This is a genomic window from Thiomonas sp. FB-Cd (assembly GCF_000733775.1).
GTDB lineage: Bacteria > Pseudomonadota > Gammaproteobacteria > Burkholderiales > Burkholderiaceae_C > Thiomonas_A.
The window spans coordinates 70,236-88,903 of record NZ_JPOE01000002.1; the positions used below are offsets into that span (position 1 = coordinate 70,236).

14 protein-coding genes are annotated in these 18,668 nt (G+C 63.4%); 3 read left to right on the plus strand and 11 right to left on the minus strand.

What is annotated here, in order from left to right; all coding sequences use genetic code 11:
• Positions 1 to 20 precede the first annotated feature (20 nt).
• From CD04_RS0100370 to CD04_RS22355, 3 genes are all read left to right on the plus strand, one after another.
• Entirely contained in the window at positions 21 to 1,115 is a 1,095-nt protein-coding gene (locus CD04_RS0100370; RefSeq protein ID WP_051848816.1) for a hypothetical protein, read from the plus strand.
• 3 nt (positions 1,116 to 1,118) lie between these two features.
• Entirely contained in the window at positions 1,119 to 2,849 is a 1,731-nt protein-coding gene (recJ, locus tag CD04_RS0100375) for a single-stranded-DNA-specific exonuclease RecJ (protein WP_051848817.1), read from the plus strand.
• An 87-nt stretch (positions 2,850 to 2,936) separates the two neighbouring features.
• Positions 2,937 to 6,089: an EAL domain-containing protein gene (locus tag CD04_RS22355; protein ID WP_051848818.1), complete on the plus strand. Its 3,153-nt coding sequence runs from the start codon at positions 2,937 to 2,939 to the stop codon at positions 6,087 to 6,089.
• Positions 6,090 to 6,132: 43 nt separating this feature from the next.
• Here CD04_RS22355 and CD04_RS0100385 read toward each other — a convergent pair whose 3' ends face one another.
• From CD04_RS0100385 to CD04_RS0100435, 11 genes are all read right to left on the minus strand, one after another.
• On the minus strand, positions 6,133 to 6,837 hold the full coding sequence (locus CD04_RS0100385) for an ABC transporter ATP-binding protein (RefSeq protein WP_031403854.1): 705 nt from the start codon (positions 6,835 to 6,837) through the stop codon (positions 6,133 to 6,135).
• Positions 6,838 to 6,845: 8 nt separating this feature from the next.
• Entirely contained in the window at positions 6,846 to 8,774 is a 1,929-nt protein-coding gene (locus CD04_RS0100390) for a UDP-N-acetylglucosamine 4,6-dehydratase family protein (protein ID WP_231480406.1), read from the minus strand.
• Positions 8,771 to 10,267: a DegT/DnrJ/EryC1/StrS family aminotransferase gene (locus CD04_RS0100395; RefSeq protein ID WP_031403856.1), complete on the minus strand. Its 1,497-nt coding sequence runs from the start codon at positions 10,265 to 10,267 to the stop codon at positions 8,771 to 8,773. The genes CD04_RS0100390 and CD04_RS0100395 overlap by 4 nt, the downstream gene beginning before the upstream one ends.
• Positions 10,264 to 10,914 carry a NeuD/PglB/VioB family sugar acetyltransferase gene (locus CD04_RS0100400; RefSeq protein ID WP_031403857.1) on the minus strand — a complete coding sequence of 217 codons (651 nt, stop codon included), beginning with the start codon at positions 10,912 to 10,914 and terminating at the stop codon, positions 10,264 to 10,266. Before CD04_RS0100400 ends, CD04_RS0100395 begins: the two co-directional genes overlap by 4 nt.
• A gap of 17 nt (positions 10,915 to 10,931) precedes the next feature.
• Complete coding sequence (gene neuC / locus CD04_RS0100405) at positions 10,932 to 12,077, minus strand: UDP-N-acetylglucosamine 2-epimerase (RefSeq protein ID WP_031403858.1); 1,146 nt, start codon at positions 12,075 to 12,077, stop codon at positions 10,932 to 10,934.
• On the minus strand, positions 12,074 to 13,123 hold the full coding sequence (locus CD04_RS0100410; RefSeq protein WP_031403859.1) for an N-acetylneuraminate synthase family protein: 1,050 nt from the start codon (positions 13,121 to 13,123) through the stop codon (positions 12,074 to 12,076). Before CD04_RS0100410 ends, neuC begins: the two co-directional genes overlap by 4 nt.
• A gap of 13 nt (positions 13,124 to 13,136) precedes the next feature.
• Entirely contained in the window at positions 13,137 to 13,832 is a 696-nt protein-coding gene (locus CD04_RS0100415; protein ID WP_031403860.1) for a cytidylyltransferase domain-containing protein, read from the minus strand.
• Positions 13,833 to 13,858: 26 nt separating this feature from the next.
• A complete protein-coding gene (locus CD04_RS0100420; RefSeq protein WP_156029991.1) occupies positions 13,859 to 15,223 on the minus strand; it encodes a UDP-glycosyltransferase in 1,365 nt (454 codons plus the stop codon).
• Positions 15,224 to 15,335: 112 nt separating this feature from the next.
• The gene (gene asnB, locus CD04_RS0100425; RefSeq protein WP_031403862.1) at positions 15,336 to 17,135 is read right to left on the minus strand and encodes an asparagine synthase (glutamine-hydrolyzing); all 1,800 of its coding nucleotides are present in this window, start codon (positions 17,133 to 17,135) and stop codon (positions 15,336 to 15,338) included.
• 76 nt (positions 17,136 to 17,211) lie between these two features.
• Positions 17,212 to 17,766 (minus strand): sugar transferase, encoded by a 555-nt coding sequence (locus CD04_RS0100430; RefSeq protein WP_031403863.1) that lies wholly within the window; start codon positions 17,764 to 17,766, stop codon positions 17,212 to 17,214.
• A gap of 31 nt (positions 17,767 to 17,797) precedes the next feature.
• On the minus strand, positions 17,798 to 18,661 hold the full coding sequence (locus CD04_RS0100435) for an aldolase/citrate lyase family protein (RefSeq protein ID WP_051849184.1): 864 nt from the start codon (positions 18,659 to 18,661) through the stop codon (positions 17,798 to 17,800).
• Positions 18,662 to 18,668 lie beyond the last annotated feature (7 nt).

Genomic DNA, 18,668 nt, shown 5'->3' on the forward strand with positions numbered 1-18,668 from the left:
CATCAGCCGATAATGTGCCCATGCACACCGTCCTGATTGACACCGCGCCCGCGGCAGGGGGCACTTGGCAGCAAGCGCTTGCGGGCAACACCATGCCGCAGCTCAGCCGCAGCCTGCGTCTGGCCGAAGTGATCCAGCAGGAGCCGCTGCTTGAAGACGCCGAAGCGGCCTGGCTGACGCCTGCAGAGCGATGGGTCTGCGTGGCACTTGGCTTGGGCGCGCAGATGGTCGGCACGGCGCCGAGGATTACAACGTCGACGGCGATTGCCGGTACAGCCCGAGAGCTGGCGCTTGGCGTCGAGCGCGGGCCATGGGGCGCACTTGCTGCACTTGGTGCCGGGATGGATCTGCGTGGGCTGCCGTGGGGCATGGCGCTACCGGCGCATCTTGAGTTGGGGCGCGAGAGCCTGAGCCTTGCCGATCCGGCTGCTCTGCAATTAGCCAACGACGAGGCGGGCGCGCTGCTCGGTGCCGTGCAGCCGCTCACGAGCGAGGCTGGCTGGCTGCTGGACGCGCGCGAGCCCGCGCGCTGGCTGGTTGCACACCCCAGTTTGGCTGAAGTGGTTACCGCCGATCCCGCCCGGGCGATCGCGCGCAACGTGGCCACGTGGATGCCATCGGGCACGGCTGCGCGGCCTTGGCGACAGTTGCTCACTGAGATGCAGATGGTGTGGCAATACCACCCGGTGAACGAAGATCGCGTGCGCGCGGGCCGACCAGAGGCCAACACATTGTGGCTGCATGGCTGTGGCGTTCTCCCCGCCGATCTGCGTAATCCCTTTGTACTGCTTGGGGAGCCGCCCGCGCATGCGACCGCTTGGTGGCGTGCGGCGCATTCCGGCTTGGCTGTGCTGCCCGCCAGCCGCCGCCCTCATCAACTTCAGGTTGTGCAGCCGCAGACCACCCGAGCGGCGGACCCCCACGAGCTAAAGGGCACGATTGAGGCGCTTGACCGGCTCGCAGCAGATGCGATCGAGCGTGGATTGCAAGATCACGCTGGCGTTCGGGTTGTGTTGGCGGGTGAGCGGCGCTGGATTGCGTTCGAGCTCAGGCGCGCGCGGCGTTGGCAGCTTTGGCGCCGAGCTGATGCGCATGTGTTGCTGGGGCTGGTGTAAGCCATGAGGTTCGTGCTGCGTGATGCGCCACCGCGCATAGTGCATCGACTGCAAGGCGCAGGCATACACCCGCTACTGGCGCGCCTCCTAGCCGCGCGCGGGGTGGACAATCCTGCGGAGATGGAGGCAGAGCTTTCGGCCCTGCTGCCGCCGGCGCTGCTCAAGGGCACCGAGCATGCAGCCCGGATTCTGGCCGATGCCATTGCGCGTGGCGATGCGTTATGCATCGTTGCCGATTACGACTGCGATGGCGCCACCGCTTGTGCCGTGGGCCTGCGTGGCCTGCGAATGATGGGCGCGCGCGCCAGCTACGTGGTTCCAAACCGATTCACGACGGGCTATGGCCTTTCGCCCGCAGTGGCTGATTTGGTCGCGCAGCGGCCCGAGGGAAGGCCCGATTGGATTGTCACAGTAGACAACGGCATTGCGAGCGTTGACGGCGTGGCGCGGGCGCACCAGCTCGGCATGCGCGTGTTGGTTACAGACCATCACCTGCCAGGACCGCTATTGCCCGAGGCTGAGGCCATCGTCAACCCCAACCAGCCTGGCTGTCCCTTTCCAAGTAAGAACTTGGCCGGCGTGGGGGTGATGTTCTACGTTCTTCTAGCCCTGCGCGCCGAATTGCGCGCGCGGGGCGCCTTCACGGCCGCGGCACAGCCAAGGCTCGACAGCTTGCTCGATCTGGTCGCGCTGGGTACCGTGGCTGACGTTGTACGCCTCGACGCCAACAATCGGCTGCTTGTTGCCCAGGGCTTGAAGCGCATGCGTGCAGGCCGCATGCAGCCAGGCCTGCGTGCGCTGCTGGGCGTTGCAGGGCGCGACGCGAACTACGCAAGCGCCTTCGATCTGGGCTTTGCGGTGGGGCCACGCATCAATGCGGCGGGGCGTTTGGCCGACATGACCTTGGGCATCGAATGCCTGCTGACCGACGATCCTGAGCAAGCCCTGCACTTGGCGCAGACGCTGGACGCCATCAACCGCGAGCGCCGCGGCATTGAGAGCACCATGCGCGAACAGGCGCAGGAGGCGCTTGTCCGCTTACAGCAGCAGGGTGAGGCAACAGATCGCGCAGCAATCAGCTTGTTTTCTGCGGACTGGCACGAGGGTGTCGTAGGCATCGTGGCAGGCAGGCTTAAGGAGATTCATCACCGACCAACGTTCGTATTTGCACCAGGCACAGACGGTTGCCTGCGCGGCTCGGGGCGATCCATTGCGGGCTTTCACCTTCGCGATGCGCTGGACTTGATCTCCAAGCGGGAGCCAGGCCTGCTTTTGCGTTTCGGCGGCCATGCGGCCGCTTCGGGGTGCACCATTCCGGCCGATGGTTTCGCGCGCTTTGCCGCGGCCTTCGAAGGCGTGGCACAGGAATGGCTATCGCCGGAGCTGCTGGCGTGCAAGCTTGAGGTGGATGGTGATCTACCACCTGAGTGGTTTGCGCCTGAAGTCGCCCAGCTTTTGCAGTCGCAAGTCTGGGGTCAAGGGTTCACCGCACCTGTGTTCGCGAGCCGCATTGAGGTGCTGCAGCAAGGGCAACTGGGAAGCAATCACTTGAAGGCCCGGGTGCGCGTGCTCGATGGGTCGCCGGGGTCAAGCATGATGCGTGATTTGGTGGCATGGAACCGCACGGATTTCTTGCCCGTGCAGGCGCATGTTGCGTGGCGCCTGGACTCGAACACCTGGCAGGGGCGAACCCAGGTGCGCATGGTTCTTGAAGCGGTGGAAGATATGGGCTGAACCCTGCGTGTGGCGTTTGTCACGCGCGGCACAAAGTCGACGACAAAATGTTGGTCAGCGCGTGGCTTGCGCGTATGCTTTGCGGCTATGCAGAAATCAGAATCTGACGACGGTCTGAGGGAGAAGCAGCAGGGGGACGTATCGCCCCGGCCGACCGTGGACGCCAACGTTGCCACCGAACTGGATCTTCTGCTGCTCAGCGCCGACGAAGATTCCGTGCTTTTTCCCGAGCTGCTCCAATTTCTGCTTCAGCGCGCGGGTGTCGATGGCGTGTGGCTCGGCCACCGTGGGGATGACGGCGAGATCGTATTTGACGCCGCTGCTGGCACGGGCATGGCGGCCTATCTTGACGACGTGCATATTCGCATCGGCGAGGCGGGCGAGGCGCTCGGTCCGGCCTCCCTGGCATGGCACACGGGCTTGCCGCAGATCGTCGTGGATTGGGCGCGCGACCCACGCACGGCGCGCTGGCGTGTGGAAGGCGAAAGAGCCGGCTGGCGTGGGTCGGTCACGCTGCCCCTGCAGGGCGGCGATGGCCGACGGGACCTGCTCACCCTCTACAGTCGTGAACCCGGATTTTTCCAGCAAATCCATCACCAGCGCTTGGTCTGGCACTTGCATACAGTCTTGGGTCTCAAGCTTGGGCGCATGCGACTTTTGCGTGCCCTGCGTGAACAGGGCCAGACTTTGCACTTGCTCAAGGCGGCGATGGAGGCCACCGAGGTCGGCGTGAGCGTGGTCGACGCACAATCGGGGGATTACCCCTTGGTGTACGTCAATCCAGCCTTCACTCGCATCTCAGGTTACACGGAAGCCCAAGCATTGGGCCGAAACTGTCGATTCCTGCAGGGTGAGGAGCATGAGCAGGGGGCCTTGGATGAGGTGCGCGCGGCATTGCGCGAAGGGCGCAGCTGTAACGTTGAGTTGCGCAACACCCGGGCTGATGGCAGCCAGTTTTGGAATGCACTCAGTGTGTCGCCAGTGCGCAACGATGCTGGCGTACTCACCCATTTTGTAGGTCTCATGACCGATGTGAGTGCCCGCCATGCGCTCCAAGCTGAGCATGAGAGCACCCAGGGCCTGTATCGCGCATTGCTTGCTGAGGAAGAGCTTGTGCTGAGTACCGGTGACCTCTCGGAAATGCTGCAGCAGGCTTGCGAGCGCCTCACGGCGAGTGGGCTGTTCCATGCCGCGCTGGTCGGACGCGCGGGCGTGCAAGGCCATATCGATCTCCTGGCCCAATCCGGAAGCATGCACATTAGCGAGGAGTGGTATCGCCCCAATGTGCAGGGAGAATTTGCTGAGCAGAGCTTGGCCGTGCGGGTTTGGAACAGCAAGCAGCTGCAGTTCAGCAACGACTATTTGAATGAGCCCGCTTACACCATGTACCGGGAGAAACTGCGAGCGGCCGGTGTGCGCTCCGTGGCCATTGCGCCCATTTTCCGCGGTGGACACCGTTGGGCCATGCTCGGTGTCGTGTCAGGGCAGGTCGGCATCTTCACGCCTGCGGTCCTGGAGCTTCTCGAGCGGGTTGCACGGCTCATCGGCCACGGACTGGACGCATTTGACCTGCGTCGTCGCCTGCAGCAGGAGCACCGACACATCTCATGGCTTGCCGAGCACGATTTGCTCACCGGCCTGCTCAACCGGCGCGGCTTGCGCCTGCGCTTGGAAGAAGCCCTGTCGCAGGTTGATGCACAGGGTGGGTTTGTCGCCGTGGGCATTCTTGACTTTGACGATTTCAAGCAGTTCAACGACAGCTATGGCCATGCGGCCGGGGACACATTGCTACGCACCGTAGCGGCGCGCCTTGTGGAGGCTGTACGTTCAAGCGACACGGTGGCCCGGCTGGGTGGTGACGAGATCGTGCTTGTACTGCAGGGCATGACGACCCGGGATGACGTGGACCCCATGCTTGCGCGTATACGTAAGGCGGTCGATGCGCCCGTATCCCTGCCTGGCGGCGAACGCATCGTGCATACACGAGCGAGTTTGGGTTTCACCATTTATCCCGACGATACGGCGGAGCCCGACGAATTGTTGCGTCACGCTGCCCAGGCACTTTATGCCATCAAGCAGCAACCGCGTGGTACTGCGGCTCCGTTTTGGCGTGTCTACCAACCCGCAACTGACCGCGATCACTTCAATCACCTTCGTCTGGTACGCGAACGCTTTGCCTCAGGTGGTTTGCGGGTGCACTACCAACCGGTGGTTGAGATGATCAGCGGGCGGGTGGTCGAGGTGGAGGCTCTGGCACGACTTGACGACGGCACGGGCAACCTCATCTCCCCTTTGGATTTCATCCACCAGCTCGGGCGCGATGCTGTTGTCGCCCTTACCGCGGGAGTGCTGCACCAGGCGGTGCGCGATGCTCAGCAATGGCAGCGTGAGCAGGGCGTGGAGCTGAGTGTTGCCGTAAACGTCGACCCGCTGTTGCTGGCCTCCGGCGAGGCCTTGGCCGTGGTGAAGGAAATCGTGCATGAATCGAGATTTCCAGCCAATCGCATTGTGCTGGAGATTCTTGAACACAGCGATTTTCTCTCGTTGGCCACAGCACAGGAGAGCCTCGCCGAGCTGCGTACCTTTGGCTGCCGCATTGCGCTGGACGACATCGGCAGCGCCTACTCGTCCCTTTTGCGCATGAAAGAGTTACCGATCGACATCATCAAGCTCGATCAAAGTTTCATACGCGGCTTGGCCGAGAGGCCGCAGGATTTGCGCTTCGTGCAAAGCCTCACGCAGTTGGCTCGTGGGTTAGGCGTGGAGTTCGTAGCCGAGGGCGCCGAAACGGATGAAATCGTCGAGGCGCTTCGCGCCTTGCGCGTGCCCCAGGCGCAGGGCTGGGGTATCGCACGACCGATGCCGGCAACCGCATTCGGGGACTGGCTCGCCGCGTTGCCGCTATGGCGGGAGCCGAAGCCCATCGAGCGCGGCCTGCTCACCCGTATCGCCGAGCAGTTGGTGGGGCTGGATATGGATCTGCTTATTGTGCGGCACTATCCGCAGTTGCAGCCGAGGCTGCCGATGAACGGCGGGCCGGAGGACTGGCCTGTTGGCCAGTGGCTGGTGCAGGCAGGCCTGCCTACGGACCACCCGCTGGTGCAGTCACACAATGAACTGCACGCCATGTTTCACGACTGGCTCGCCGCGGGCCCCGGTGCAGACGACAGCATGGTCCAGTCGGCACTCGACCATCTGTTGCGCACGGCGGGAGAGTATCTGCGTGGGCAGCGGGCCTGAGCCTGGGGGATGCAAAGGGTGCTTGGCCCGTCGCGTCACCCTTTCAGTCGGCGATATCCGCGGGTTGTCGCATGCTTTGCAGGATCCCTTTGCTGAGGCGCAACACAGTGCCACAGCGCTTGGCGAGCTCCAGGTCGTGGGTCACCAGAACCATGGCGGTGCGATGTTCCCGTGTCACCTGCGCCAGCAGGTCAAAGATCAGCTGCGCAGAATCGCTGTCGAGGTTTCCCGTGGGTTCATCAGCCAGCAACAATGCAGGGCGGGTTACCAGTGCCCGAGCAACCGCGACGCGTTGACGCTCGCCGCCCGACAGCTCACCCGGTTTGTGGAGCATGCGCGAAGCCAAGCCCACAAGCTCCAGCATTTCGCACGCCTTGATTTGCGCGCTGCTCGCCGACTCGCGCCGGATTCGCAGCGGCATCATGACATTGTCCAGCGCGGTGAACTCCGGTAGCAGGTGATGAAACTGGTAGACGAAACCCACGCAGCGATTGCGCCAGCTGCCCTGTTCAGCCGCAGTGAGCGTCGTCCAATCGCGGCCGCACACTTGGATGCTTCCTGCATCAGCCCGCTCGAGGCCGCCCAGAAGGTGCATCAGGGTGCTCTTGCCCGAGCCGGATGCGCCGGTGATGGCTAAGGATTGTGCCGCCTGTACCGCAAGGCTTGCTCCGGCCAGAACCTCCACGGGCTGCGGTCCGCCGTTGAAGCGCTTGTATACGTCGCGGGCGATGAGAACAGGTTGGCTCATAGGGTCAATCAGGAATTGGCGGGCTCATTCGCGGCCCTGTCGTGGGAAGCCAAGAGGCTTGGCGGGGCAACGATCTGCGGCTGATACTCAGGCACGAGCTCAGCGAGCAGCGCCTTGACTTGGCGCACGTTTGGCTCGGGCTGCGCTTCAGTTGCTCCAGGTGCGGCAATTCGGGCAGCCAAGGCGTCAAGGTCCAAGGCCTGCGCGTCAAAGTCGCCATGGCGCGCCACTCTGACTTTGGGATGGGGTGTCGGCAGCGTCGTTTCGTCATCAGCAAGCAGTTCTTCGAACAGCTTTTCGCCCGGGCGCAAGCCTGTGAAAACGACAGGAATTTCATCCTCGCTTTTGCCAGATAGCCGAATCATCAGCCGAGCGAGTTCGACGATCTTGACCGGTTCGCCCATGTCGAGCACATAGATTTCGCCGCTGTCACCCATCAGTCCAGCTTGCAATACGAGTTGGGCGGCCTCGGGAATCGTCATGAAGTAACGCACGATATCCGGATGCGTCACGGTTACGGGCCTGCCGGCGGCGATTTGCTGAGCGAAGCGTGGCACCACACTGCCGCTGGAACCCAGAACGTTGCCGAAGCGTACGGCAACCATGCGCGTCGCTGGGTATTGCCGCGCGAGGTTTTGCAATACGCGCTCCGCCAGGCGCTTGCTTGCGCCCATCACATTCGTGGGGTTAACGGCCTTGTCCGTGGAAATCAGCACGAAGCGCTGTGCCCCGCAGGCGGCTGCGGCGCGCGAGGCGTTGAGGGTGCCCAGTACGTTGGTCCGCACCGCTTCAATTGCATTGTCACCCTCCATCAGCGGAACGTGCTTGTACGCAGCCGCATGGAAGACCACAGCCGGCGCGTGCGCCTCAAACAACGCTTTCAGGCGATCACCCTCGCGAACGTTGGCAGTGAGATACACCACGGGCAGGTCAGGATGGCGTGTCTTGATCTCCTGCTCAAGCTGGTAAATGGCATATTCCGACATGTCCAAGCAGACCAAACGGCCTACGCCGAAGCGAGCAAGCTGCCTGCATAATTCCGAGCCGATGGACCCTCCCGCCCCAGTGACCAGGGCGCAGCGCCCAGCCAGCATGTCCGACAGACCTCGCACGTCGAGCTGTACCGCCTCGCGTCCGAGCAGATCATCGAGTTCAAGACTTCGCGGGCCCGTTGCGACGCCCACGCCAGCCTGCAGCCAGTCGTCGGCACGCGGCAATGTGAGCAGCGCCAAGCGAGCATCGCTAGCCTGCTCCAGAAGAAGCCGGCGCGCTGCCGATCCGGCTGCGCCCGCCACCAGTGCATGGCGCACGCCGAGTCGTCGGGCCACGTCACCCAAATCGAGCAGGGGTCCAAGAACGTCCATGCCTTGGAGGCTGCGTCCAGCCTCCATCGCGTCCGGGGTATAGATTGCCACGGCGCGCCATTGCTGATTGCCACGCAGGGTCTGAAGTGCGGCGGCCGCATCGTCCAGATTGCCCAGCACCAGAAGGGGCTGGGCATTTGCACGCAGCGTTCCCAAGCTGGTGCGCTCAGCGCGCGTACGGGCGAGAAGGCGCAGCGCGAGTAGGCCGCTGCCCGCCAGAAGCGGGTGGATAAATACGATGGACCGAGGAAAATTGGCAAGGCGGATCACCAGCAGGCTGGCGGCAAGCGCCAGCGCAGCCACGCCGGCAGCTGTTGCCAGGCGACGCACGTCGGGCAAGCTGGTGTAGCGCCACGGCGTACGATATACGCCGAACGCCAACAGGCAGCCGCCCCAAACCAGGATCGCGAGCGGCGTGCTGGCCAGGACAATTTGGACGATGTTGGCCGGTGCGTCGTTGCGGAACAGACTAAAGCGAAAGGCAAAGGCCGCGAGCCAAGCCAGGGCTACCGCAGCGGCGTCCTTGAGCGGCGGTAGCCAGCCTATGCGGCTGATGGCGCGTCCCTTCATCATGCACGCTCCATGACCTGGCCGAGTCCTCGGCGAAGAAGTTCACAGACACGGGATTGCTGTTCCGCACTCATGTTTGAACCCGAGGGTAAACAAATGCCCCCTTCGAACAGACTGCGGCTGACGTCCTGATCGGGGCCGTGCGTGAAGTACCTGCAGTTTGCATACAACGGTTGCAAGTGCATTGGCTTCCACACCGGGCGCGCTTCGACGTTGTGCCGATCCAGAAAGTCCAAAAGCGCGTCGCGGCGCATCTGCGCTCGTGGCGCCTTGAGGGCGAAGGCCGACAGCCAGCGGGTAGAGCGGTGTCCATTGGGCTCCTGCATCCAATGAATTTCAGGAAAATCCACAAGTGCCGTCCGATAACGCTCGAACACGGCGCGTCGCGCCTGCACGCGTTGCTCCAGCACACGCAACTGCCCGCGTCCGATACCCGCCAACACATTGCTCAGGCGATAGTTGTATCCGTCTTCGACGTGCTCGTAGTGCCGAGCCGGCTCACGTGCTTGCGTCGAGAGCTTGCGGGCGTGCACGATCAGGTCCTCATCTCGCCCGACGAGCATGCCGCCGCCCGAGGTGGTGATGATCTTGTTGCCGTTAAAGGAAAACACCGCAAGCCGACCGAAGCTTCCGCTCGGCTTGCCTTTGTAGATAGCGCCCAGGGATTCCGCCGCGTCTTCCAGAACCGGCACGTTGGCGGCGTCCAGTATCGGCAGCAGTGCGTCCATTTCCGCGCTCTGGCCGTAGAGGTTGACAATCACTGCAGCTTTCGGAACGATGCCATCAGCGCGCAAGGTGTCGAGGGCGCCGACCAATGCTTGCGGCGACATATTCCAGCTGCTCGGTTCGGAATCGACAAAGACCGGCGTGGCGCCGAGCTGCTTGATCGGATTTGCGCTAGCTACGAAGGTCAGGCTCGAGCACAGCACCACATCGCCCGCACCCACGCCCAGCAGGCGAAGGCCCAGATGGATTGCCGCAGTTCCCGAAATCGTTGCTGCAGCGTATGGCATGGTGACCTGAGCAGCGAGCTCAGACTCGAACGCATCGACATGCGGGCCGAGTGGAGCAATCCAATTGCTTGAAAACGCCTCCTGCACCAGCGTGGCTTCTTCATCACCCAAGTGCGGGGATGAGAGATAGACTTTCTGTGAGAGTTCGCGGCGGGTAATGAGGTCCACCACCGATGCGTTGCCATCGACAATGGGGACGTGGTCAATGCGGTGCGCATCCATGAGGGTCACCACGTCACGCATGGACGCGCCGAGGCCGGCGGTGATCGGCGCCCTTGCAGGCAGCGAGGACACAGGGGCCATGGCGTCCACCCCCGCCAACGCTGCGCGTCGCAAGTCGCCGTCCGTGAGTGTGCGTTGCAAACGGCCCGTGTCGTCCGTAACCAGCAAAATCCCCTGAGCAGTGGCGTCCAATCGGGTCAGCGCTTCGCGCAGGGTTGCGGCTGCAGGAATGTGAATCTGCCGAAAAATGCCAGCGTTCATGCGCTTGCTCCCTCGAGTGGACGTGCGGGCACGCCAGCCCAGGATTGGCCGGCAGGCACATCCGTGAGGGCGACGGCACCGGCACCAAGGGTCACGCCCGCGCCAATGGTCAGATCGCGCAAGACGACGCTGCCAGATCCAACAAGGGATGCAGTGCCCACGCGCACTGCGCCACCGAGCGCGGCCAGGGGCGCAATGTGGCTCCAGGCCCCGATGCGGCAGTCGTGATCAACCACAGCGCCGTGGTTCACAATGACGCCCTCCTCAAGTTCGGCCAGCGGGCCGAGCACGCAATGCGCGGCGAGCAGGCAGCCCGGTGCGATGCGGCTGCTCTGGGCAACACTCGTGCGGGGATGGATGACGCTGACCAACGGGGCGATATTGCGCAACGCCTGGGCTTCTTTTTGACGCACCAAGTTGTTGCCGATCGCCACGTGCAGCGCCAGCGGCTTTGGCAGAGCGTGCAGCGCAGCGGGCGAGACAATGGGCACGCCGGGTAACAGTTGCTGACCCCACAGCGATGGGTCCCGGTCGCTGGCCACCACAGTCCGAAAACATGCTGAGGCCAACGCGGCGTCGACCACCACGCGGCCATGGCCGCCAGCGCCGAAAACGATGAGCAAAGGAAGGGAGGAGGCGGTGGTCATGTAAATGGGCTCAATGCTCAGTAGCGGTTGGCTTTGTGCAGAAGGGCAGGACACAGCGGCAGGGTGGCGAGCAGTTCGTCGATCCGACCGGCCGCTTGACCATCGCCGTAGATATTTTGCTCAGGCAAGCGGTCCGCGGAGAGTGCACCGCGCAGCGCAGCGGCGATGGCCTCTGGATCGATGCCCACATCAACCGCACCGGCGTTGCGCTCCCGTAGGTGTTGACGGCTACCAACGTTGACCACCGGGGTGCCGAAACTTGCCGCTTCAATAATGCCGGATGAGGAGTTTCCGAGCAGCGCTGCAGCGTGACGAAGCGCAGGAAGGTAGCGCGCGCGGGGCAAATGGGTGATCTGGTGCCAGCCGGGTTCGGTAAGCTTTGCGAGCTGCCGCAAAATGGCGTCCGAGCCGGCGTCAGCATTCGGCGCGAGCCACACCACCTCGAACGCGGAGCCGGCGCCTGCCGCGCGCAGTCCCTGTATGAGTGCTGCAGCCTGCGCTTCAGCGCCTTCCGCTTCTTGCACCACGGGATGAAACAACACGAGCACGTAGGGGCCATCCTGCGTGAGCCCCAATGTTTCAAGCGCAGTCTGGCGCGGTGCTCCGAGCACTGCAGGAAGATCATCCAGCCCGGGCGCGCCAACCTGAAAGACGCGCTGGGGAGCCTCACCCATCGCGATAAGCCGCTCACGCGACTCAAGCGTCGCGCAGAAATGGTAGGTGGCGAGCTTGCTGACCGCGTGCCGCATGGGCTCGTCCACGGTACCGGAGCGCTCGCCGCCGTGGATGTGCACTGCAGGCACGCCAAGGTGCAGTGCGGCAATGGCACCAGCCAGCATTTCCCCACGGTCACCGAGAAGCAGCAAGGCGTCCGGGCGCTCGGTGCCGAGCAGTTCGGTCAGGCCCATCAGCGTCTGGCCGACGGCATACGCCATTGCGGGGCGGTTGCGTTCGGCTACGTGCGTAGGGATGCGGGCTGCAATGCGCAGGCCGCTCGCCGCAATTTCATCGACTGTGTGGCCAAACTCCTCGTGGAGATGCATGCCGGTGACAGCAACTGAAAGGTCCAGTCGAGCATCCGCGGCGATAACTTTCAGGGTGTGACGCATCAGGCCGAAGTCTGCTCGCGTGCCGGAGACATAGATGATCCGACGCCGAGTCATGCCAACATGGTCCATTGCAACACGGTGCTTGCGCTCAGGTCGCAGTTCAGACTGCGCCCAATCACGGCATCCAGCTTGGCCGCGGGGATACCGGTTTCGGGACGGCGCAGCAGAACATGTTGGCGTCTGAGCACCGTGCCCGCGGGCAAATCGCAGGCCAAGACCACGCTTCGTCGCGCCACGCGGCGCACCTCGGCTTCCTCGGCTTGCGGCTCTTTCACGCCATTGCCCAACATCGCCTGCAAGCGCCGCAGCTCGAATACCAGAGCAGCAAACTCGGCGGGTTCGCTGGAGGCAGCATGATCCGGGCCAGGCAAGGTGCGGTCCAGTGTGATGTGCTTTTCCAGTGCACAAGCCCCGAGGCTGGCTGCTGCAAGAGCGGCAGTATTCCCGAGGCTGTGATCCGAATAGCCAATCGGGAGACCGGTTGCTGATCGCATGGTGGCAATCGCGCGCAGGTTCAGCGCCGCATCCGCGGCTGGATAAGCCGATGTGCAGTGCAGCAGCACGAGGGGCGCGTCCAAGCCTGGGGCAGGCGGCGGTGCACTGCCGTGTTCCCACACGGACTGCACCCAGCCTGCAGCTAAGCGTACCTCCTCGAGCGTGGCCATGCCGGTGGATAGCAGCAAGGGTAGCCGAGCCGATGCGGCTCGCTCAAGAAGCGGGCGGTTGGTGATCTCTCCAGACGAAATTTTCAGCCGCTTGACGCCCACCGCCACAAGTTGATCCACGGCAGCCTCGGAAAATGGCGTCGACATGAACTCAATGCCGCGCTCGCGGCAACGGGCGGCAAGAGCCTCGAATTGCGCTGGAGACAGTTCCAGCTTGCGCAGCATCGAAAATTGGTCGGTCTCACCGGTATTATCCTGCTGGTACGCTGCGGTGGCGGCCCCTGGCGAGACGAGGTCTTCGGCCCGAAAGGTCTGAAATTTAACGGCATCAGCGCCGGCTGCGGTTGCGGCGTCAACCAAGGCGAGCGCCAGATCCAACCGTCCATTGTGGTTGACGCCAGCCTCGGCAATGATGAATACGCGGTCGATGGACATGCAGGGTTCAAGGTCAGGGGTTTTGGCGCGTGTGCAGCCACTCGGCCAGGGCAAAGTCGTCGGCGGTGTCAATGTCCACCGAGCGCGCAGATGGCATGATATGAGCGGCGACCCGCACACTCCACAGCCCGTTTGCGGCAGCATGGCGTAGGGCGCCGCGCTGCCAAACGTAGATGGATCCGTTGAGTGCCCACACTTTAGGCGCGGCTTGGCGCGCGGCCAGACCATCGCCTTTGCTGATGCGCACGCAGCCATCTGGCTGCTGCTCGATGAGGTTGAAATACGGATTGAAACCGCTGTCGAATGCGCTGAGAACGAGTTCGGCGCCTGGACTGCAGGCCAAGGCCAAGCATCCGTCCAAGTCTTCACGCGCGCGCAGCGGCGAGGTGGGTTGCAGGTCGACGATGCGCGTGATCTCCGCGCCCTGCGCTTCGAGATGCCTGACCAAGTGTTCAATCACCGGCAGCTTTGGGGCGTCGTCACGCGCCAACTCGGCGGGCCGCAGAAAGGGCACGGTTGCACCGGCCTGCGCCGCAATTTCGGCAATCGTGGGGTCGTCTGTGGATACATAGACTGCGTTGATCGCCGGATGAGCACGCGCGAAAGCGATGCTGTGCACGATCAAAGGCTGACCTGCGAAGGGGCGAATGTTTTTGCCCGGCAGCCCCTTGCTGCCGCCGCGTGCACAGATGGTGGCGATGGTTGTCATGATTCACATCCGTGATGAGTACGCAATCAGGCTTCTCCACCGGACGCGGCCGCGCCCCCGATTTGGGGCGCAATAAGCGTCAATGCCTCACCCGCCACGGCCTCTGCAGCGCGGCTATTGCGAGCCCAAGCAGTAGCCGGGGCAGGGTGATCGAGAGCGAAGTCGAGCGCGGCGGGCAGATCAGCAACATCGGGCACACGCTGAGCAATCCCCAAATCCGCGTAGCTGAAGCCGGAAAGCGCACCGGGCGAGCATTGCATCGCCAGGACCGGAATACCCACCGTGGCCGCCTGCAGTCCAACCGTCGTCGTTTGCACCACCACGCAGTCGGAGGCGAGTATCAAGGGGTCGATGGATTCTTCTCGCGGCACACTGAAATGAACCTGCGCGTTGTCCGCCAGCCGTGGGTAGCGATGCCAGTGATTGGGGTGATGGCGCACGATCAGCGCGGCGTCGGGCCGGGTCATGACCCAGGCGCGCAACTGGGACTCCATCGCTTGCGCCAGCGCATCTCCCGCGGGCCAGCGCGTAGCGGGATGCCCGCGCGGTTCGGGCTGTGCCGCGAGCAGGACAATCTTTTTGTTCACCCACCCCAGGCGTTTGCGCAGGGCCATCGCGGCCTCACGCATGGTGGGGTCAAATAAGGCATCGAAGGCAGGGTTGCCGGTAATTGCAATCATTTCGCAGGGCCAGCCGCTCGCCACCAGATTATCGCGTACCGCACCCGCCAACACGCATACACGGCTCGGGTGGCGGGTGCGCGCAGCAAAGGCGTCTGCGAAGAACGACGCTGAACTCGACGAAGGCGCTCGCAGGCGCACGGGGCGTGAAGCCCGCTCACCGACACCCGGGTTGGCACCGACGCCGAAGAGGTCGAGCATCGCCAAGGTCGGAATACCTGCATCGCCAGCAGCGTCTAGCGCCGCCTGCTCGCTGCGCGGCGCGTTGGTTGCAATCACCAGGTCGGGCCGCAGGTGATCGATGACGCGGCGCAGAAAACCAATGGGGTAGAAGCCGTGGCGGCCCTTCTTCGCAAGTACGTCCCGAGCAGCCGCCGGTCCGAGGCGCTGATACAAATCCAGCGCGTTGACGCCCAGGTATGCCAGGGATTCAGCTTGCGGAACGTCTGGGTGGGCGTTGCCCTCTAGCAGGGTGCGGCCGAGTTCCAGCGCTTGCGATTGCTCGGCAGGGGACAACAGGTGCAACAGATCGGCATAGCCCAGGGCAGCCTCACCGGCCTCCAGCGCGGTGCGCTTGGCCGTGGTCAGGGCCAGCAGATCGATATGCACGCCAGGAATGCGCGCGCGCAGTGCGCGTATCACCGGCAGGACCATCGCAATGTGCCCGCCTCCGTAGGCGACCATGAGAATGCTGACTGGTGATCTGTTCATGCGTATTGTCGTGTTATTTCGTGCCCATCAGCGATGGAGCCGATCGAATCGGGTTGGCCAAGTTGCCCATCCAGCGGCGATGCACGTGCGAAGCAACCAGCACGCGGTGCCCCTATCCAATATCAGGCTGGACGCGCTGCGCCCAGAGCTCGAGCGCAGCCAACGCACGCAATTCGCGGGTGTAATTGCCGCTGCCCGCCACATGATCGTCAAAGAGCCTGCGCACCTGCGAGAGCTCGAACAGCCGTCCACAGAGTGCTTCCGGGGCGAATAGCAGATCGTGCAGCCACTGCCTGCGCGGGCCGCGGAACCATTCGCCGATGGGCACCGTAAACATCTGCTTTTTCCGGTGCGCAAGATCAGCGCCGATCAGCGGCTCAACTGCACGCTTGAACCAGTGTTTTTTGTCGCCACCGTGCAATTTCGTGGCGCCGCCTGAACGGAACGCAAATTCCATCACGCGCCAGTCCAGAAAGGGCGTTCGCGCCTCGAGTGAGACTGCCATGCCCATGCGGTCTGGCTTGACCAGATTGTTGCCAGGCAGAAGCAGCATCATGTCGAGAAACAACATTTGGTTGACGCGGTCGAAGTGCCGCGCTTGATCGAGCCAAGGTGCAGCCACGTCTCGTACGCTGTCAATATCGGCCAAGCGCGTGCGCAGCCAAGGCTGGAACAGCGCAGCGCGACCAGCTGCCGTGAACAGGCCTGTGTGCTCGATAAAAGCGTGCCCAAAATCAGCATCGGGAATGCGCCCCAAGACGGGATCAGCGAGAAAGCTGGCATATTTGTCGTAGCCTGCAAAGAGTTCATCGCCACCGTCGCCGGTGAGTACCACCTTAACTTCCGTCGCGGCCAAGCGCGCGACTTCGCGCGTTGGCATGAACGAGGCATCCCCGTGCGGCTGGTCCAAGTGCCATAGCACGTCAGGCCAGGCGTCCAGAAGATCGGGCGACACGATGTGCTCCTGATGCGCCGTGTGGAAGCGTTCGGCGGCCTGGCGGGCGTAGGAAGATTCGTCGAACCGCGCATCGGCAAATCCGATGCAGAAGGTGCGCACCGGCTCACGCACATGCCGTGCCATCAGTGCCACAACGGTGCTCGAATCGACCCCGCCCGAAAGGAATGCGCCGAAAGGCACATCTGCGCGCAGGCGCAGACGCACGGCGTCATCGATCAAGTCCAGAAATTCCTCTTGCCAAGCCGAAAAATGCTGAGGGTGTTCGCGTTGCTCGGCCAAGTTCCACCAGCGCTGCTCCTGGCGACCTTGTCGACTGAGCGTCAGCACAGTACCGGGGGGCACATGCCGGATTCCCGCGAACAGGGTGAAGGGCGGTGGAACGTAGTTGTAGGCGAGATAATGTTGAAGTGCGGGCAAGTCCATGCGCGGGTGCGCAGGCAGGGCTTGAAGGATCGCCTTGATCTCCGAGCCAAACAGCACCTGCTTGCTGTCGTCGTGCACGTACAGCGGCTTGACGCCTATGCGATCGCGGATGAGGTGCACCGTTGGATTGTGGGCATCGCGCGAATCGAAAATGCCAATGGCGAACATGCCGTTAAGCCGTGGCAGAAAGCCCAGCCCTTCGCGCTCATAGAGGCGCAGCAGCACCTCGGTATCGCTGTGGTCCGTTGCGAAGGCGACGCCCTGCCGCTGGAGTTCGGCACGCAGCTCAACATGGTTGAAGATCTCGCCGTTTTGCACCAAGGCGATCCGCCCGTCAGTCGAAACGAAAGGCTGGTGGCCACCCTTCACGTCGATGATGGCGAGCCGCCGGTTGCCCAGGGCCACGCCAGCTGCGGTAAAGCAGCCGCTGTCATCGGGACCACGATGGACGAGGCTTGCGTCCATGCGCGCAAGCACAGACGTGCCGACGCTAACGCCTTGGCGATTGAAATAGCCGTAGATGCCGCACATGAGGTAGGAAGAGCGAAGGCAAAACCAGATGGGAAAGCTGCTATTGTCGCCGGCCAGTCGGTGGCGAAGGTGGGCGTCAGTTGCCGCTGCGCCGCAGGAGCTGTCCGGCGGTCAGCGCCAGGATGTGCAGGTCGCGCAGCAGGCTGTGGTGCCGCACGTAGTCCAAGTCAGCCGCCAGGCGCTGTTTCGGCGTGGCGCGTGAGCGGTACAGCGCCTGCGCCAGCCCGGTCAGGCCTGGACGCACGCTGCAGCGCATGGTCCAGTCCAGCGGGCGGTAATCCGCGGCCTGTGCTGGCACGTCCGGGCGTGGCCCCACCAGGCTCATATCACCGCGAAGGACGTTGATCAATTGCGGAAGCTCATCCAGGCTGGTGCGGCGCAGGAGGCGGCCGACGCGCGTGACGCGCGGGTCGCCGCTGGCTGTGCGGTGCGGGCCGATGCGCGAAGCGCCCACAACCATGCTGCGAAATTTGTACAGTCTGAATGGCTTGCCATGTTTGCCCACCCGGACTTGGGTAAACAACACCGGGCGGCCGCTGTCGACCCATACCGCGAGCGCGATGAGCAGCATCGGGACGACAAGAAAAATGGAGGCTGACAGCGCAATGGTGATGTCGAATAGGCGTTTCATTGGCTGTTGTAGAACCGTCGCTGCCACCGCCTCAGCCAACAATGATTCGCTTGGAGGCGCCTGGTTGAGTGTCTGGTGCTGGCGTCAATGCTGCCGTGGCTTTGGCGATGAGGTCACGCGCGAGCAGACGATCGCTTTCCACCTCCTCCGGTGTGCGGGTGGCCAATACCCCTTCGCAATGCTGCATGCGGGCGATGGCTTGACAGTAGACGCTGCGCCAGTCACTTTCCGGAGCCTCCAGCATCTCGCGGTTGAATGTGCGAGACAGGATGACGCTTGTGGAACCGAGCCGCAAGTGCTCACCCAGCACCACGCGACCCGGCAGCAGCCCTTCGTCTAGCCGCGCAATGCCACCGAACCCGAGGCGTTTGTCCGCGCTGCGCGCGGTACGGGCAATCCGGTCCAAGGTGCCGTCCGCAAGCGGTTCGAACATAAAGCGCTGACCGAGTTGGCGGTGCAAGTCGTTTAGGCCGACATAAATCTCGTCGAGGCCTGCCAGCCCAGCCCATTCCGGCAGGGTAGCCAGCGCGCGCCGAGTCTCCAGAAGCGCAATGCATCGCGCTCGGCCAGCCACGAGGTCGGCGAAGGTGCGCAGCGTGGAGGCTTCCTCAAACATCGGCAGCATCAGGCTGTCGGCACCTGCGGCGATCGCCTGGTTGATTTCAGAAGCGCTTGCGCTGTGAATCGGGTTGACCCGCACGATCAGATGCGCGCGCGGTGCAGCGGCGCGTACCTTGCCAACGTCCTGTGGTTGATGGTCGGAGATGAAGGTGCCGAGCCCGCCCTGGCGCTCCTTTTTACCCATGTGCTCTAGATCCACCATGATGCGCGGCACGCCGCAGCCGTGGGCAAAGGCGGCGAACGCGGGTTGGTTTGTAATCTGGATCCAATCCATGCGTGTG

Bases quoted from the DNA above. Each gene is read 5' to 3' on its own strand.
- CD04_RS0100370 (WP_051848816.1), top strand. From the start codon at position 21: ATGCACACCGTCCTGATTGACACCGCGCCCGCGGCAGGGGGCACTTGG.
- recJ (WP_051848817.1), top strand. From the start codon at position 1,119: ATGAGGTTCGTGCTGCGTGATGCGCCACCGCGCATAGTGCATCGACTG.
- CD04_RS22355 (WP_051848818.1), top strand. From the start codon at position 2,937: ATGCAGAAATCAGAATCTGACGACGGTCTGAGGGAGAAGCAGCAGGGG.
- CD04_RS0100385 (WP_031403854.1), bottom strand. From the start codon at position 6,837: ATGAGCCAACCTGTTCTCATCGCCCGCGACGTATACAAGCGCTTCAAC.
- CD04_RS0100390 (WP_231480406.1), bottom strand. From the start codon at position 8,774: ATGATGAAGGGACGCGCCATCAGCCGCATAGGCTGGCTACCGCCGCTC.
- CD04_RS0100395 (WP_031403856.1), bottom strand. From the start codon at position 10,267: ATGAACGCTGGCATTTTTCGGCAGATTCACATTCCTGCAGCCGCAACC.
- CD04_RS0100400 (WP_031403857.1), bottom strand. From the start codon at position 10,914: ATGACCACCGCCTCCTCCCTTCCTTTGCTCATCGTTTTCGGCGCTGGC.
- neuC (WP_031403858.1), bottom strand. From the start codon at position 12,077: ATGACTCGGCGTCGGATCATCTATGTCTCCGGCACGCGAGCAGACTTC.
- CD04_RS0100410 (WP_031403859.1), bottom strand. From the start codon at position 13,123: ATGTCCATCGACCGCGTATTCATCATTGCCGAGGCTGGCGTCAACCAC.
- CD04_RS0100415 (WP_031403860.1), bottom strand. From the start codon at position 13,832: ATGACAACCATCGCCACCATCTGTGCACGCGGCGGCAGCAAGGGGCTG.
- CD04_RS0100420 (WP_156029991.1), bottom strand. From the start codon at position 15,223: ATGAACAGATCACCAGTCAGCATTCTCATGGTCGCCTACGGAGGCGGG.
- asnB (WP_031403862.1), bottom strand. From the start codon at position 17,135: ATGTGCGGCATCTACGGCTATTTCAATCGCCAAGGCGTTAGCGTCGGC.
- CD04_RS0100430 (WP_031403863.1), bottom strand. From the start codon at position 17,766: ATGAAACGCCTATTCGACATCACCATTGCGCTGTCAGCCTCCATTTTT.
- CD04_RS0100435 (WP_051849184.1), bottom strand. From the start codon at position 18,661: ATGGATTGGATCCAGATTACAAACCAACCCGCGTTCGCCGCCTTTGCC.